Origin of the sequence: Actinomyces sp. HMSC08A09 (genome assembly GCF_001807465.1) — a bacterium.
Lineage (GTDB): Bacteria > Actinomycetota > Actinomycetes > Actinomycetales > Actinomycetaceae > Actinomyces > Actinomyces oris.
Genome location: NZ_KV789074.1, coordinates 31,228 through 47,277 on the forward strand (window position 1 = coordinate 31,228; position 16,050 = coordinate 47,277).

Consider the following 16,050-nt stretch of genomic DNA (forward strand, 5'->3'; position numbering starts at 1 on the left):
GTGGGGCTCACAGCGCCGGGGCGAGGCTGCGCGGTGCCAGGGCGATCTCCAGCTCGTCGGCGACCCAGGAGTACAGGGAGGCGGCGTAGTGGAAGGGGGCGGCCCCCCAGCGGTGCGCGTCGTCGGCCACCACGAGCTCGTCGGGCACCTGCAGAATCCGCAGGTCGGTCTCCTGGTAGACGAGCTCGATGTAGCGGGTCATGACCCAGTTGGCCTCCATGGCCGTCTGCCCCCAGCTCGGGACGGTGGACATCCCCGATGTGGTCCGCGTCGCCCAGGGAACGTTGATGAGGATCGTCCGCCTCGCCAGGTCGAGCCGCTCCAGGAGGGCGTGGAAACGCAGCAGGGCGGGCCGCCACAGGTGCAGGTGCTCGGCCGTCCCCAGCTCGAGGAACCTGGCGGGAAGCCCCTCGTAGAGGCCGGCCGTCAGCGCCTCGGTCGAACGCGTCAGGAAGGTCCCGGGGGAGGTCTCCAGGACGCCGAGGCGCTCATCGGTCAGGTCCCACAGCAGGAGGTCGGTGTAGGAGGCGACGGCCGTGAGCTGCGCCTCCAGGTTGCCCACCATGTCGGACAGGAAGGACCGACGGGCGAAGGACGACCTGAGCAGGGACAGATCGACGTCGCCGACGTCGGCCGGGCACCCCGCACTGATGAGGGACTGGCGGGCGATGTAACGCTCCCCGCTCCAGCCCCGCCGCTCCATCTCACCGGCCACGTCCCTGGCCACGCAAGAGCCGTAGACCGTGATTCGTCCTGCTGTCATCGTGCTTTCCTCACTGCGCATGGTCATACTCCTCGAGCGTGTCGGTAGGGCAGGGTGCGGCTCTCCGAGCGTTGGATCCGCACCCCCGCCGGTTTCCACTTCTCCCGGCACTCGGCCAGGATCGTGGCGGCCTTGTCCGGCTTGTTCTTGGCGATGTTCCAGGACCACCACCGGTAGTCGTGGGCGATCTGGGGGCCCGGGCCGTCACCGATGAGCTCGCCATCCATGAGCCACAGCGCCCGGGTACACATCTCCTCGATGACCTGTGCGGCATGGTTGACGATGAACACCGTCCCGGCGGCGCGCCGCAGCTCGGTCATCTTGATCTCGCTGCGCTCCTTGAACGCGGCGTCACCGGTGGACAGGGCTTCGTCGATGAGGAGGATGTCCGGGTTCGCCGCGGCGGCGATCGCGAACCGTAGACGTGAGGCCATTCCCGAGGAATAGGTCTTCATCGGGCGGTAGATGGCCTTCCCGATCCCGGCCAGCTCGATGACCTCCGGGATGATCGCCTCGATCTGCTGGGGAGTCAGTCCCATGGCCAGGCAGCCCAGGCGCACATTGCGCTCGCCGGACAGGTCCGGGACGAGGGCTGCGTTGACGCCCAGGAGTACCGGGGTGGAACGGGCGCTCACCGTTCCCGAGGTCGGCGTCTCCAAGCCGCCCATGACGCGCAGCAGCGTGGACTTCCCCGCCCCGTTGCGCCCCAGGATCCCGATCGACTCCCCGGCGCGAGCCACGAAGGAGATGTTCTTGAGGGCCTCGACCCTCACTTTCGGCCTGTGCCCAGTCATCCCCATGACGATCTTCTGCGCCACGGAGGCGGCGCGCAGATCCTCGGCGTCCGTGGAGGGCGCCCGGTAGCTCACCCCGATCTCGTCGACGACGACGGTGGCGGTGCCGATGCCGGCCTCGTGACCCTCGGCCGCGGTCATGACAGCGGCCGACGAGTCGCCGTCCGATGTCATCGTGACGATGGGGGAGGGAGATGTCACCTCTCCCGGCCCGTCCGCCTGGAGGGCCGCTGAATCCTTCCCTGCTCCGGTCTCAGCGCTCGACACCGTAGGCCTCCTCCTTCTCCCAGAAGAACACGAAGGACACGGCGGTCAGCCCCAGCGACCAGGCACTGAGGATGAGCCACATGCGCGGCTGCGGAACACGCTGGTACAGGATCACGTCCCGGTACATCGTGATGATGAGGTAACCGGGATTGAGGTCCATGGCCCGCAGCATCACCGGGTGATTGATGAACCGTTCGTAGGAGAAGAAGACTCCCGAGGCGTAGAACCAGAACTGAGTCAGGAAGGGCCAGATGTTGCGCATGTCCGGGATCGTCGTCGTGATACGGGAGGCCGCCAGCGTCAGTCCCAGGCTCAGGAGCACCTGAAGCGCCAGGACCGGGACGATGAGGACCCAGTGCCAGCTCGGCCAGGCGTGAGGGGGGAGGACCACCACGAGGACGAGGAGCGCGATCATCGGCGGGATCAGGTCGATCGCGCTGCGAATCGTGTACGACGCGGGCAGGGCGGCCCGAGGGAAGGAGAAGCCTCGAATGAGGTTCCTGCCGGTGACGATCACCTGGCTGCCACCGGTGACCGCCCGCTGCAGCGGCGGGAAGAACGTGACGCCGATGATGAGGTAGCCGATGAAGTTGTCAATGCCGCGGCTCGTCTGCAGAAGCAGCCCGAAGACCAGGAAGTAGACGATCGCGTCGAGCATCGGCTTGGCGATGAGCCAGGCGTTGCCCAGGAAGGTGCCCCGTTGAGAGCCCAGGGCCTTGGCCCGGGCGTCGGCCCAGATGAAGTGCCGTCGCTGCCAGAGCTGGCGTATGTAGGCCACCAGCGGCGGGCGCCGGCCCACCGGGTAGAGCTCGCTGAGCTCGACGACGCTGACACTGACCTCCGAGCTGCCGCCCCAGAACGGCTGCCCATCGGACCACGGGGCCCAGGACGCCCTGCTCATACCAGCTCCTTGTAGATCTCGGCCTGACGGACTGCGTTGCCGCTCCAGGTGGGCAGCGGCTGATGCGTTGAGGACGTTGAGGGCAGGGGATCTCCAGACGCCATACCGGTCAGCACTCGGCTGAGCGCCTCCACGTCCCCGGCCGGGAAGGACCGATTCGTCGCTGCGGCGGTGAGCTCGCTGAGCGCGGGAAGGTCGGAGACCACCACCGGCCGTCCCAGCGCCATCGCCGTCATCGGCTTGAGCGGTGTCACCAGCCGGCATACCGGCGTATCCAGCCTCGGCACGCAGAAGACGTCCAGGGCCTGGTACCAGTCCAGGGCCGTGGCGCGCTCCACCCGTCCGGGAAGGACGCACACCGAGGCCTCCAGCCCCAGCTCTCCGGCCAGGGCCACCAGCCCGGGTCGGCTGACCCCGTCACCCACGACGGCGCACCGCACGTCGACCCCCCGAGCGCGGCAGAGCGCCACGGCCCGCAGGAGCACGTCGAAGCCCTCGTAGCCCACCAGGGAGGAGACGCTACCCACCCACAGGCCGTCGCGGGGCAGGCCCAGCCGTTGGCGGGCATTCGCTGGCGAGTACCTGGTGGCTTCCAGGACCTCCTGTTCCACGGCGTTGGGGACGACCGTGATCCGGCCGGGCTCGACACCCCGGGCCGCGAGGTCCTCGGCCTGGACCCGAGAGAGGACGACGACGGCATCGGCCCGCCGGGCCATCTCGGCCTCCTTGGCCCGCAGCAGCGCGAAGCGCTCGGAGCTCAGTGCCTCGGCCTGCTGACTCACCGGCCTGGAGGCCACCCAGGTGCACTCCAGTACCCCTCGCATCTCGTAGACCCAGGGCAGGCCGTAGGAGCGCGCCACCGCCTGGGTGACCAGGGCGTTGACGTAGTTGGTGGTCGTGTGCAGCACGTGGGGGTGGAATGCCTCCACCTCCCGCGCCAGCAGACGGCTCATCTGAGCCAACCGGGCTATCGGGGCGGCCTGGGTCCGCGCGGGCAGAAGCCGCCGGTAGGTGACTGCGTCGACGACGTCGGTGGCCTGAGCGGCGGGCCTGCCGATGATGACGGGGTAGCCGATGCGGGTCACCGCCCGCACGTCGATGCCGGCGTCGCACTGTGCCTGAAGGAGTGCGTGCGAGCGCACGGTGTAGCCGGACTGGGTGTGGGGCAGTGAGCTTGTCAGCAGGTGAAGGACTCGCAGCGGCTCGCCGGGGTCAGGAACGGTCCAGCCCGGTGAGGGGGACAAGCGGGGCAGGTGGAAGCCCGGGCTCATCATGGCGAGCTGGGAACGCAGACGGGCCCGCAGCGCCCCGGAGACGGGCACTGCCTCCAGTGTGCTGAGCGCGGCGCTCAGGTGCCCCCGGGACCACAGGTCCCGCGCGCGCACCGCGGGGCTCAGGCCCTCGGCGTCAAGATGCCTACGCTCGGCGGAACCGAGGTGGATCGCCATCTCGGCGGCGAGCCGGCGGCCGAGGGCCGATCGCGGCACCGCCCGGCTCAGCGTGTCACTAGCCGAGTCCGGTCGGTCGGCGATGAACGCCGACAGCGCCCGGCGCAGCTCGTGCTCGCCCGCGCCGATGTCGAGAGCCCGAGCGCTGCGACCGCGCCAGGGCTCAGAGAGCCGACGCGCCCCCTGCAGGGCCAGCAGCACCGGATCCTCGACCAGCTGCCGGGTGGCGGAGGTACTCAGCAGTGCCAGGTTCCTCAGGATCTGGAGGTCAGCCACCGGCCACCTGCCTCAGGAGGGACTCATAGCGGTCGGTCATGGCCTCGGCGTCGGCGTGAACCGCCAGCCAGCGCCGTCCGCCCGTCACGTCCAGACGACTGCGGTTGGCAGCCAGGGCGCTCCACAGGGAGGCCAGGGCCTGCGGGTCCTGCGGGGCGGTGACGTCACCGCAGCCGGCGTCCTCCACGATGCGCCGGGCCTCCCCATCTACCGAGGCGCACACGTGCACTCCGGCGGACATGATCTCGTAGAGCTTGGAGGGGACCGTCACGGACATGGCCGGCCAGTCCTGCAGGCTCACCAGCGCCGTATCGGCCCAGGCGTAGTGCTGATCCACCTCGCTCCAGGGCACAGGGGGGAGGAACTCCACGGGGGCGGCGAGCCTGTGGGCCAGGGCCGCCACCTCCTGGAGCTGTGCGCCGTCGCCGACGATCCGCAGCACCACCGGGGTGCCGTTGCGCTGAGCGATGTGTGCGGCCCGCACCGCGAAGCCCAGTCCCTGAGCGCGCCCCACGGTTCCCAGGTACAGCACGTGCAGGGTGCCGTCCCAGCGGCGTCGGTCGGCACCCGTGCGGCCTGTTTGCACCGCGGCGCCGGTATTGCGCACCGTCACCACGCGGCGTATCCCGCGCGAGCGCAGGACCTGGGCGAAGGAGTCCGTCGTCGTCACCACGGCCGCGGCCTCCCGCTCCAGGCGGGTGATGAGGGGCGGCAGGAGGCTGTGCGTACCGTGGTCGACGACGTGAAGCCGGCGGGCTCGGTGGGCCCATGCCAGGGCCGATGGGCAGGCGGCCGGCTCGGACCACTGCGCGGCTGACAGGAGCAGATCCGGCCAGGCGTCGCGCAGCTCCACCACGACCGGGCGGCGCAGGGCCCTGCCGACGGCGAGCGCGGCCGGGAGGGTGGGGAGCCCGGGAACCGAGCCGAGGATGACGTCGGGACGGTTGGCTCCCCGGAAGCGCGCCACCCCCAGGCGCACGGAGTCGGCCGCCGCGACCATCTGATCGGTGCCTCGTCCGCACACTCCGCTGCTGTAGGGGCGGAAGATCGTGCGGTGCACCATCGCCCCGGTGACGTCCCGCCTGATCGAACCAGCCACGTGGGCCGCGCCGCCTGGCAGGAGACGACCGCCCGGGTAGTGGGGGGCCGGAGCCAGCACCGCCAGCTCGTGGCCCCGTGAGATCAGCGCTTCGGCCAGTCGGTTCCAGCGGCGTTGGGGGGCGCCGACCTCCGGTGCCCAGTAGTGGGTGAGCAGAAGGATGCGCATGTCCTCACCTCGCCCTTCGAAGGGTGGGGAAGGGGTTGGGGGCTCCGATGATGGAGGGCATCTTCAGGTAGACGATCAGGACTGCTGCCATGGCGACCTGGGGCATCCAGAGTCGGTTGCTGGTCAGGAGGCTGCTGGCCGCCAGGGCGGAGCACGCCGCCGCCGCCAGGGTCACCAGGAGGGCCGAGGCCCAGTGCGGCCATCCGGCGCAGACCAGGCGCTGGTAGACGTGCAGTCGATGCGGCGCGTACCAGCACTGGCCCGCTCTCAGCCGCATCCACAGGGTGTAGCCGGTGTCGGCCAGGAGCACGAGGACGGGGGCGAGAGCCGCCTCCACGGCCACACCCCGGGACAGGCAGGCCGTCACAGCGAAGGCCCAGGCGCTGCCCAGGGCGTAGGAGCCGGAGTCACCCAGGAACACCTTGGCGCGAGGCGTGTTGAATGGAAGGAAGCCGAGGCAGGCTCCGGCCACCGAGACCATGACGAGCCCCAGCCCGGCGACCGGGGCGACGGCTGCCACCTGGACGTACCACAGGGAGGTCAGCAGGGCGTGGCCGCAGGCCAGACCATTGGCGCCGTCCATGAAGTTCGTGGCGTTGACCAGTGCGGCGGTGCCCACGCAGATCGCCGGGGTCCACCACAGTGAGACCTCGAAGGCGCTGTGCGCCACCAGACCGAGCCCTGCGCCCAGGACGAGCTGGAGAACCAGACGGGTCCTGACGGACACCGAGAACAGGTCCTCGATCAGCCCGAGCAGCGCGAAGGCGAGCACGGTCGCCAGCCCCATGAGCGCGACGTCGACCCCGGACATCGCGTGAACAGCGCCTTGCAGGTGCACCGCAGCGAGGACCGCTGTCCAGGTGGCCAGTGAGGCAGCCAGGACGATGGCGAGTCCACCACCGCGGGGGACAGGCGTCCGGTGCAGGGATCTGTCCCCGGGGACGTCGACGACGCGGGCTCTCCTCAGAAGCGGGATCACGGCCGCGGTCAAGGAGGCGCAGACGGCTGCTGTCACGGCGAGTCCGCTCAGGAGCAGGGTGGTCATGAGGCCGCCTCCAGGGCCCGCCGGGCGTGAGCCCGCCATCTCAGGCGGAGCCGCCACTGATCCGCCACCGCGACGGCCGACCCTGCCAGGCCCGCGGTCCACGGAAGCAGATGGACCTGCGTGGCGAGGTCGAGGAAGCAGGAACCGACTGCGAACCCGGCCCCGGCCACGATGATGAAGGGCATGACCCGCGTCGAGGCCCACGGCCAGTAATGCCATGTCACGCACCAGGCGGTCACCTGAATGAGAACCGCGGCCGCGACCCCTATCAGGAGCAGACGCGGATAAAGAATTCGATGCGTTGATAAGAGCGTCCTGATAAGGGTCGCCAGGAAGAGCCACAGCGCCCAGGAGGCGATGTCTCGGATCACTGCCGAGAAATCAGACGGGAGGCCGGGCGCTGAAGCGGCCACGGAGGGGACACTGGAGGAGGCGCGGGAGGGGGTGGCAAGGGGTCGGGCAGGAACTACTGCGACCACTGGTGACCTCCGGTCTTCTGGGACGGTAAAGGCCTGGGGTGCGGCCTTCTTTACTCGCTTTCTTATAACGGTAGTTGTGTCGTCCAGTAGGAAAAGCGGTAGTCGTCATGATTGGCTCGTCTGCAATCAGACTGTGATGTTCGGGGCTTATCGTGACGGCGCCGAAACCGCTCGTAATCGGTGCTATACCGCGGAATACTGGGGTTCTGTCACATGATGGCCTCAGCTTGTGGTGTCTCGGGTCGAGGGGTGGGGTGGCAGTTTCGCGCATTCATTGGGTTACGCGATAGTGGGTGACGGCCGACATAGTTGAAAGCCTGCTTCAGAGGGGTAACAAAGGATTCTTGGGGGGTGTCTCGTGCCTAGACTTAGTGGCGAGCGCGTTCAACCGCCATACGTGCAACCAACGACAACACCATCGATTCTTGTGTGATTCATACAAAGATCGACGGGTTCAACCCGCGAGGACAATCCTTATGAAACGCATCATCACCTACGGCTCCTTCGACCTGCTCCACTACGGGCACATTGAGCTGCTACGCCGGGCCAAGGCCATGGGTGACTATCTCATTGTTGCGCTGTCGACCGATGAGTTCAGCGCCTCCAAGGGGAAGCGCGCCTACTTCACCTATGAGCAGCGCAAGGCGATGCTTGAGGCCGTCCGCTATGTCGACATGGTCGTTCCCGAGCAGACCTGGGGGCAGAAGAGTCGGGACATCGACGAGTACGGCATCGATGTCTTCGTCATCGGCGATGACTGGGTCGGCACCTTCGACGAGCAGCTCGAGGGCCGCTGCGAGATCGCCTACCTTCCGCGGACCCCGGAGATCGGCTCCTTCGATCGGACGCGACCGTGCGGCGAGGGACAGGAGGAGGCCCGGGAGACTCTCGTGCGGTGAGCGCCCTCAGGCGTGACGATTGTGTCCGGAGCCGAAGTAGACGTCGTCGAGCGTGGCCGTCTGCAAAGAGCGCTGACGCAGAATGTCGATGATCTGACCGTAGACGGAAGTGACGGTGGGGAAGTTCGCGTGACCGATGACGATGTGCTGAGCGAGCAGCCATTTCTGTGCCTCACCGAGAAGGACTTCCGGCGTGAGCTGCCCTGAGTCTCCGAAGGAGCCGTACCACATGGTCGTGGTCGTGTAGCCGATCTTGGCGCAGACCGAGTCGGTGTAGGAGCTGCGGCCGCCGTAGGGGGGCCGGATGAAGGGCGCGCCTGTGACACCGTAGGTGTTGCGCAGTAGGTTCTCGCACTGGGTGAGCTCGTCGATGATCCCGCCCTCCGACAGCGTCGTCAGGTCAGGATGAGTCCAGGTGTGGTTCGCCAGCTGAATCTGCCCGGATTCCACCAGGGGCCTCATCTTGTCCCGGTTGTCGGTCCAGCTCGGATAGCAGCCGGTGACGAAGAAGGTCAGACGGACTCCGGAGTCCTTGGCGAAGTCCAGGTAGGCGTCCACAACTGAGGAGTCGACGCCGTCGTCGATGGTGATGGCCACGACGTTGCCGACGTTCTCCGGCAGGCCGGTGATGAGCGAGTCCGCAGGAGTGGGTGCGGGAAGTGGCGGTGGGCCGTCCTGAAGGTGAAGTGGGTTGAGGGATGGGGTCGGTGAGGGTGTGGGGGAGGGTGACGTGGAGGCCAGGGGTGAGCTCTGCGTAGGGGACGAGGCCGGTGAGGTGGAATGGGCCGCCGTCCGTGCGGTGCTGCAAGCGCTGAGGCAGCCTGCGGTTCCGGCGGCCAGGGCGAGTAGGAAGTCGCGGCGTTGCATGGGAGGGACTTTCTCGAAGGGTGGTTGTCAGAGTATCGAGCACCTGCTCCGCCGGCAGGGGCGTCGCAGTGAGCGCGCTGCTCATTTGTCGGGGCGCAGGACAGAGGCTGAAGCCATCGCTGTCCGCAGCAAGCCTGCGCCGCTAATATGGCAGCGTCGTTTGCTGCCGCGGGAGGGGGAGAAGGGGCGGATGATCCGCCATCGTGGGGTGGCTGACGGGGTTTGAACCCGCGACCTCCTGGACCACAACCAGGCGCTCTGCCGACTGAGCTACAGCCACCATGTACGGTATCACCGCAACGAGTCGGTACTGTATCCGCTCCTCTCCCCGCACACCAAACTGGAGTCGGTGCACTACGTCACGTTCGAGGGGTGCGCCGAGGATGCTGTCGTCCCGCTCACCTGGTAGGCGTGTTGAGGATTCGCTCAGCCACGTCCTTGCACTCCTGAGAGCTCGGGCCCTCCCCGGCGGGGAACAGGACCTCGCGGTAGTAGCGCAGCTCGTCGATGGATTCCAGGATGTCCGCCAGCGCACGATGGCCGCCGGCCTTCTTCGGCGCGTGGAAGAAGGTCCTGGGGTACCAGCGCTTGGCCAGCTCCTTGAGGGAGGAGACGTCCACGATCCGGTAGTGGAGGTGCTCGATGAGCTCGGGCATGTCGCGGGCCAGGAACGCCTTGTCCGTGCCCACGGAGTTGCCCGCGAGCTGGGCGGTGCGGGGCTCGGGAACCAGGGAGGTCACGTAGTCCAGGACCGTGGAGCGGGCGGTTTCCATGGTCACCCCGTCCTCCAGGGCGGCCAGGAGGCCCGAGGAGGTGTGCATGGTGCGCACGTAGTCGTCCATCTGCTCCAGCGCGGCGGCGGGAGGCTTGATGAGCACATCGATTCCCTCCGCCAAGGGCTTGAGCTCATAGTCGGTGACGACGACGGCGACCTCGATGAGCGCGTCGGCGCTCTGGTCCAGCCCCGTCATCTCACAGTCGATCCACACCAGCGGGTCAGAGGTAGTCATCTGCTTGCTCACGGGAACCACTGTAGTCACCTCGGCGAGCTTCAGAACCGTGGACCCTCCCATGGGGTGGTGAGATTCGAGGCGGATGGGCGACCGCGTCCTGGCATAGCGGTCCGGCGGCGCAAAGATCGCGATAAGGTCTCTATGAAGTCTGACCGCCCTTGAGCAACACGGAGCACTCATGTCCCAAAGCCCCGACCCCCGTCACCTCGGAAGCTCCTACATCATGGAGACCCGGATCGGTGCGGGCGCCCAGGGAGAGGTCTGGCGCGGTCGGCGTACGGACGCCCGGGAGACCTTGGCCTTCAAGGTTCTGCGTGCGGAGCTGGTGGAGAACCCCGACGTCGTGGAGCGCTTCATCAAGGAACGCTCCACTCTGCTGCGGGTGCGCAGCCCCTATGTCGTCGCCATTCGTGACGTCGTCATCGAGGGCTCCACCTTCGCGATCGTCATGGACTACGTCAACGGCGGTGACCTGCGAGATCTGCTGAGGTCTCACGGCAGTCTGCCGCCTGCGCAGGTGGCGTCCCTGGGGACGCGTATCGCTCAGGGACTGTCCGCGGTTCATCGCGCCGGCGTGATCCACCGGGACATCAAACCCGCCAATGTCCTGCTCAGCTCCCGTCCCAGCCGGGGCGGCGACCCCGCTGAGACAGTCGTCGTCGGTGTCGCCCCGGGAGGGGAGGTGCCCGAGACCGTTGTACCCCGACTCGCGGACTTCGGGGTGGCGCGCATCTGCGACACCTTCTCCGCCTCCCACCTCACCGGGGCCATCGGCACACCGCTGTACATGGCGCCGGAGATCCTGTCGCTGCAGGCCCCGACCTCCGCCGCCGACATCTACTCACTGGGCATCATGCTCTACGAGATGACGTGCGGGACGACGCCGTTCGTGGGGGAGCCCGCCCAGCTGCTGAGCCAGCACGCCCGACGCGATGCGGGCCGGCCTCTGGGAGTGCCCGACCCGCTGTGGGAGCTCATCGCCGCGATGATCTCCAAGCAGCCCGACATGCGTCCCTCCATTGAGGACGTCGCCCAGCGCCTGGACGTCATGCAGTCCGCTCTGGCCGGTCTTCCCGCAGCGCCGCGACTGGCCTCACCCCCGCAGTCGACGGCCTCGCTCGTTCCCTACGACTGGGACGCCCTCCCTCCTGCCGAGCCCGCGGCTCCGCCGGCGACGCTGCCGAGTCCGGCGGCGACCTCGGCCACGATGGCCTTCGCCCCGGATGCGCCGACCCTGGTGGGTGGGCAGCAGTACGTCCCCGGCCCCGGACAGGTTCCCCTCAGCCCGGGAACGGCGGGGACCGCGGGCTTCGCCGCTCCTGCGATGCCGGACGGCCCCGGTATCTCCAGTCCCTCTGCGCCCGCCTTCTACAGTCAGCCGGGCTCGCAGCACCCGCAGGCTACGGCGGGGGGGCCGCAGACCGGGGCGCGTCGGCGGTGGTGGCGCCGTCGGTGGGTGGCTGTGGCCGCCGTGGTCACCGTCCTGGCAGTGGTGGGGGCGAGCGCGACCTGGTGGTACTTCTTCTCCGGAGCGGAGATCGACAACCGGTGGGCGGCGGCTCTGCCCGCCGGCAACGGTGTCCGGGAGGAGCTGCGCTACGCGGAGGTCTCCGAGCCCGTCGCATCCGCAGACGGAACCACGATGGCCTTCCAACGAGATGGCAAGAAGCACCTCGTGGATCTTACGAAGAGCACGACGACGCCGGTGTGGAGCGGTGAGTGCTTCAAGGTCCGCCCCTGGGTCGGTGGCTCGATGCTCTGCACCCAGACCAGTGACGAGTCCACGGTGATCGGGGCTGCGGGCAAGACCTCCAAGGTGCCTTTCTCCAAGGGCTCCTTCTACATCGGCGCGACACCTGACCTCGGCATCGTGTCCGACAAGGGGGAGTCCACTGACGGAGGCCCCATGAAGGCCTACGACGCATCCGGCAAGGAGAAGTGGACCGCTTCCGGACAGTACAAGGGAGGCCGGGTCGACAACGGTTTCATCCTCACCTACGAGATCAAGTCGCGACAGTTCCAGGTGCTGTCGGCCAAGAACGGTGAGGTGCTCGTCTCCGAGCCCGGAAAGCAGCCGGATTCGGACTTCGATGAGGACACTCGATTCCCCGGCGGGTTCAATATCGCATCCGGGCCAGAGGCCTTCTCGAGAGTGACGTCCTCGGGTGCCACGATCTACAAGGCCAACGGCAGCGAGGCGGCAACCGTCTCAGGCAAGTTCTCGGAGAAGCACTGGTGGGCGGCGTCAGCACCCCTGAATGTCTCGGCGCTGAAGGACGCCTACTCCTCCTTGGCCAAGGCATCGTCTTCGACCACTCCGGTCATCGGCCCCAGCGGCACGGTCAACGTCGCCATTGATACGAGCGCCTGCACGGCCAAGGTCGGCAGCAAGAAGCTCGCGCTGCCTGAGTTCTCGCAGCGCGAGGGCTGCCACATCAGGCCCATCGGGCTACTCAGTGACGGACAGGTGCTGGTCGAGGTCGGAAGGCAGAGCATCTGGGACAGTGAACCGGGCAACCTCGTCGTCGCCGTGTCGCCCGATACGGGCAAGGTCGGTTGGAAGACCCCCGGCGCCTACGGCGGCACGGTCCCTCCCGCCAAGGGCCAGAGCGACGCCCGTCTTCTGGTCGCCCAAGGCGCCTCCTTCTACTTCGATCTGGTGGTCTCCCGGATCACCAGCAAGTAGGAGCACTTGCGATACACGGCCGATACGTGGCGCCGGGGTGCCGACCAGCTCAGTGGTCGGCACCCCGGCGCTCGTATCGGGAGGGCTTGAGACGGGGATCAGCGACGCCCGCGGCGGGCCAGAGCGGCGTAGCACACCACCATGCAGACCAGGCCGATGGCTGAGAGCATGCCGTAGTCCGTCAGCCACTGCGCGGTCTCGTGCTTCCACAACGCGTCGTCACGGTTGGGCAGGATGGCGAGCATCTCCAACGTGGAGGAGGCCATGGCATAACCCCACCGCGATGGCATGAACCAGGCGAGCTGCTCGAAGACCGCCCGTCCCGAGATCGGGATGATGCCACCGGACAGGACCAGCTGGGCCATGATGGAGACCACCAGGACCGGCATGACCTGCTCGGAGGATGAGACCATCGCGGAGACGGCCAGCCCCAGGAGCCCGGAGACGAAGGCGACGGCCCAGCAGCAGAAGGCCAGCTCCAGCCCGGGCCACCCCTCCAGGATGACGGCATCTGAGGGGCCCTTGTTGAGGGCCAGGGCGATGCCCAGCATCAGTGCGGTCTGAATGGTGGTGATGAGCGCCAGGATGGTCGCCTTGGAGAACAGGTAGGCGCCGGATCTCAGGCCGACGGCCTTCTCCCGCAGGAAGACGTCCCGCTCCCCGATGAGGTCGCGGATGGTCGCTGACATCCCGGAGAACGCCGCCCCGGTGATGAGGATGACCAACAGCTGCAGGGCCTGGCTGGAGTACCTGATGATCGGGGGAGTGGGGTTCTCCGGCGTCGGGGGAGTGGGCTCCGGGTAGTGGGGGACCGCAAAACCGTCGCTGCCCTCAATCGCCTTGGTCAGCAGTCCCATGATGATGGGGAGCAGCAGCATGAAGGCGAGGTAGGACGGGTCCGCCGCCACGATCCGCAGCTGGCGCCGCACGAGGGTCGAGACCTGCCTGAGCACGGACTGCTGCTTGGGCGGCTTCTCCTGCGTCGCCGGCCCCGCGGCCGCTGCGGGAGCCCCTCCGCGCCGCGTCGAGGGCACCGTGGCCTCCATGTACTGACGCAGTTCCGCGGTGTGGTTGCGGATGAGGGCGTAGACATCGGCGTAGCCGTCCACGGCGGGCGGGTCGGGCAGGGTGCCCTTCGGCGTGTTGAGCAGCAGGCGGCCCTGGGAGGCGATCTCGTTGAGCCTCTGGCGGAAGTAGGGGAGTACCTCGCGGGGGGAGCCGTAGTAGACGGGCTTGCCTCCCGCAGCCAGGATGAGGACCTTGTCCGCGCGGTCGATGTGGTTCTCATTGTGGGTGACGACGACGACCGTGCGGCCGGTGTCACCAGGACGTGTGCCGTGAGCCAGGGACGCCAGCAGGTCCATGACGTCACGGTCCAGCTGGGGGTCCAGGCCGGAGGTGGGCTCGTCGAGGAACAGGAGGCTGGGGCGTGTCAGCAGCTCGATGGCGGTGGAGACCCGCTTGCGCTGGCCTCCGGAGAGCTTCTTGACCCGCTTGTCCACGTGCGCGGTCAGGTCAAGATCCTCCAGGACCTCGGCGATGCGTTGGCGCCGCTCGGCCTTGGACACGTCCTTGGCGAAGCGCAGCTCAGCGGCGTACTCGAGGGTCTTGCGGACAGTGAGGGCCGAGTGGATGACGTCGCTCTGGGGGACCACGCCGATCTTGTTGCGCATGACCGGGTAGTGCTCGTACACGTCCAGCCCGTTGAAGAGCACCTGGCCCTCCTGGGCCTTCTGCTCGCCGGTGAGGGCCTTGAGCAGCGTCGACTTCCCGGCTCCCGACGGGCCGACGACGGCCAGCAGCTCGTTGCCCGGCAGCGAGAAGGAGATGCCGTCGAGCAGCGTCATGCTGCCGTTGTTGACCCGGAAGGTCAGGTCCTTACCCACCAGCTCGCCGCCGGCTCCGCCGGCGACCTGGACCTCGCACAGACCGTCCGGGCTCAGGGCGATGAAGGTCGATCCCAGACCCATCAGCACGGGCTGGGTGACCTGGACCTGTGACACGCGCTGCCCGGCGACGTACAGACCGTTGGTGGATCCCAGGTCGGTGACGACCATGCCGTTGGGGGAGACGTCGATACGGGCGTGGTGCTTGGAGATGAGCGGGTCATCCAGGACCAGGGTGTTGTCGGGCGCGCGCCCGATGGTGCCCGAGGAGGTGACGCGGAAGGACTTGAGCGTGTGGCGTGAGGTGGGGAAGGCTCCCGAGCCCGCTGAGCTCGATGAGGGAGGCGCCTGGCGCCCCGGGGGTGCCACGTAGGTGGCTGCAGAGGACGCCGATGCCATGGCCTGGGGCATGGGCGCGGCCTGCGCCGGGAGGGCCGCGGCCGGGGTCGGGCCTGCCGGGCGCTGGAGGGGTGCGGCTTGCGGGGCGGAGGCCGCACTCGGCTGCGATGGGATGAAAGGGGCGCTCGGCGCGGATGGCGCGGGCCGGCCCATCTGCCGGGGCTGGTTGGGGGCGCCGGCCTGAGGCGCGCTGCCGGAGACGACCGGAGTGAGCCCCAGCGCTGGCCCGGAGGCGTCGCCCAGCTGGATTCGAGTCCCCTGAGTCACGAGCGCCTCGCGCGTCACGGCCCCGTTGACGAGCATGCCGTTACGGCCCTGGCACCTCACCGCCCACCCGGTCGGGGTGGGGGTCACCTGGAGGTGAGTGCGGGAGACGAGGGGGTGGACGATCTGAACGTCGCTGTCCGGTGAGCGTCCCACGGTGAAAGGAGCGGTGAAGGTGTGGGGCTCCAGTGATGACTGGGCAGAGAGGGAGCGCACGATGAGTGCGGGAGTGGGCAAGGCGCAGTCCTTCCGGAGGTGTGGGATGGGGCTGCGGCCACGATACTGGTGTTTCGCCGTCGTCGCTAAGAGTGAGGACTCCCCGGCGTGAGGTTGGATACACGCGGACGACGCCGTCGGGGCAGGTGCGGGCCCTCCCCGGTGTCGATCGAATCGGTCACAGGGTTGTTGCAGTGCGATCACGGTCGTATTGCGGTGATTGTGCTCAGCAGCGTGAGGCGTGAACGTCGCGGCTGCGCAGAACCATTCGCTCGTTCAGATCGATGCGTTCTCGTCATGGCGATGTGATCTTCTCGAGATCGCTTTCTGGTGCTGACGACCGCCTCGGGACGTCCCCCTCGTCGGGGGTGGGGCCGCCGGGTTGATGGCGTAGGCTGGTGAGGCGCTTCGCGCACGCCTCCGTAGCTCAATGGATAGAGCATCGGCCTTCTAATCCGCAGGTTGCCGGTTCGAGTCCGGCCGGGGGCACTGGCGGTCGAGGCCGAGAAGGTTGATATTCCGCGGACTATCGACCGTTCGGGTCGCCGATTCGCCGGGGCTGTGACGATGGTGTCGCACT

Annotated in this window: 12 protein-coding genes and 2 tRNA genes; 3 read left to right on the forward strand and 11 right to left on the reverse strand. The window is 68.0% G+C overall.

Translation table 11 applies throughout. The features are described from left to right. Window positions 1–7: 7 nt before the first annotated feature. From HMPREF3165_RS00170 to HMPREF3165_RS00200, 7 genes are read right to left on the reverse strand one after another with little or no spacing between them, the layout of a single operon-like run. Window positions 8–784, reverse strand: coding sequence for a DUF6270 domain-containing protein (locus tag HMPREF3165_RS00170; RefSeq protein WP_070509845.1), 777 nt, complete (start codon window positions 782–784; stop codon window positions 8–10). 2 nt (window positions 785–786) lie between these two features. Beyond that, the gene (locus HMPREF3165_RS00175; protein WP_070509847.1) at window positions 787–1,824 is read right to left on the reverse strand and encodes an ABC transporter ATP-binding protein; all 1,038 of its coding nucleotides are present in this window, start codon (window positions 1,822–1,824) and stop codon (window positions 787–789) included. Then, entirely contained in the window at window positions 1,811–2,725 is a 915-nt protein-coding gene (locus HMPREF3165_RS00180; protein ID WP_009747375.1) for an ABC transporter permease, read from the reverse strand. Before HMPREF3165_RS00180 ends, HMPREF3165_RS00175 begins: the two co-directional genes overlap by 14 nt. Next, window positions 2,722–4,449 carry a glycosyltransferase family 4 protein gene (locus HMPREF3165_RS00185; protein ID WP_070509850.1) on the reverse strand — a complete coding sequence of 576 codons (1,728 nt, stop codon included), beginning with the start codon at window positions 4,447–4,449 and terminating at the stop codon, window positions 2,722–2,724. The genes HMPREF3165_RS00180 and HMPREF3165_RS00185 overlap by 4 nt, the downstream gene beginning before the upstream one ends. Further along, a complete protein-coding gene (locus HMPREF3165_RS00190; RefSeq protein ID WP_070509853.1) occupies window positions 4,442–5,716 on the reverse strand; it encodes a glycosyltransferase family 4 protein in 1,275 nt (424 codons plus the stop codon). The genes HMPREF3165_RS00185 and HMPREF3165_RS00190 overlap by 8 nt, the downstream gene beginning before the upstream one ends. A 4-nt stretch (window positions 5,717–5,720) precedes the next feature. Then, on the reverse strand, window positions 5,721–6,761 hold the full coding sequence (locus HMPREF3165_RS00195; RefSeq protein ID WP_004565311.1) for an MraY family glycosyltransferase: 1,041 nt from the start codon (window positions 6,759–6,761) through the stop codon (window positions 5,721–5,723). Beyond that, window positions 6,758–7,132: a dolichyl-phosphate beta-D-mannosyltransferase gene (locus tag HMPREF3165_RS00200; protein WP_232211283.1), complete on the reverse strand. Its 375-nt coding sequence runs from the start codon at window positions 7,130–7,132 to the stop codon at window positions 6,758–6,760. Before HMPREF3165_RS00200 ends, HMPREF3165_RS00195 begins: the two co-directional genes overlap by 4 nt. Window positions 7,133–7,716: 584 nt before the next feature. On the opposite strand from HMPREF3165_RS00200, the gene tagD reads away from it, so the two are divergent. After that, complete coding sequence (gene tagD / locus HMPREF3165_RS00205) at window positions 7,717–8,139, forward strand: glycerol-3-phosphate cytidylyltransferase (RefSeq protein WP_004565309.1); 423 nt, start codon at window positions 7,717–7,719, stop codon at window positions 8,137–8,139. Window positions 8,140–8,145: 6 nt separating this feature from the next. On the opposite strand, the gene HMPREF3165_RS00210 is transcribed toward tagD, so the two are convergent. From HMPREF3165_RS00210 to orn, 3 genes are all read right to left on the reverse strand, one after another. Then, window positions 8,146–9,006, reverse strand: a complete 861-nt coding sequence (locus tag HMPREF3165_RS00210; RefSeq protein ID WP_070509856.1) for a polysaccharide deacetylase family protein — start codon at window positions 9,004–9,006, stop codon at window positions 8,146–8,148. 204 nt (window positions 9,007–9,210) lie between these two features. Then, window positions 9,211–9,286 (reverse strand) — tRNA-His (locus HMPREF3165_RS00215). A 118-nt stretch (window positions 9,287–9,404) separates the two neighbouring features. After that, window positions 9,405–10,016, reverse strand: coding sequence for an oligoribonuclease (gene orn, locus HMPREF3165_RS00220; RefSeq protein ID WP_040321314.1), 612 nt, complete (start codon window positions 10,014–10,016; stop codon window positions 9,405–9,407). Between the two features lie 181 nt (window positions 10,017–10,197). Here orn and HMPREF3165_RS00225 point away from each other — a divergent pair, with 181 nt between their 5' ends. Next, the gene (locus HMPREF3165_RS00225; RefSeq protein WP_070509859.1) at window positions 10,198–12,705 is read left to right on the forward strand and encodes a serine/threonine-protein kinase; all 2,508 of its coding nucleotides are present in this window, start codon (window positions 10,198–10,200) and stop codon (window positions 12,703–12,705) included. 98 nt (window positions 12,706–12,803) lie between these two features. On the opposite strand, the gene HMPREF3165_RS00230 is transcribed toward HMPREF3165_RS00225, so the two are convergent. After that, a complete protein-coding gene (locus tag HMPREF3165_RS00230; RefSeq protein WP_070509862.1) occupies window positions 12,804–15,491 on the reverse strand; it encodes an ATP-binding cassette domain-containing protein in 2,688 nt (895 codons plus the stop codon). Window positions 15,492–15,886: 395 nt separating this feature from the next. Here HMPREF3165_RS00230 and HMPREF3165_RS00235 point away from each other — a divergent pair. After that, a tRNA-Arg gene (locus tag HMPREF3165_RS00235) sits at window positions 15,887–15,959 on the forward strand. Window positions 15,960–16,050 lie beyond the last annotated feature (91 nt).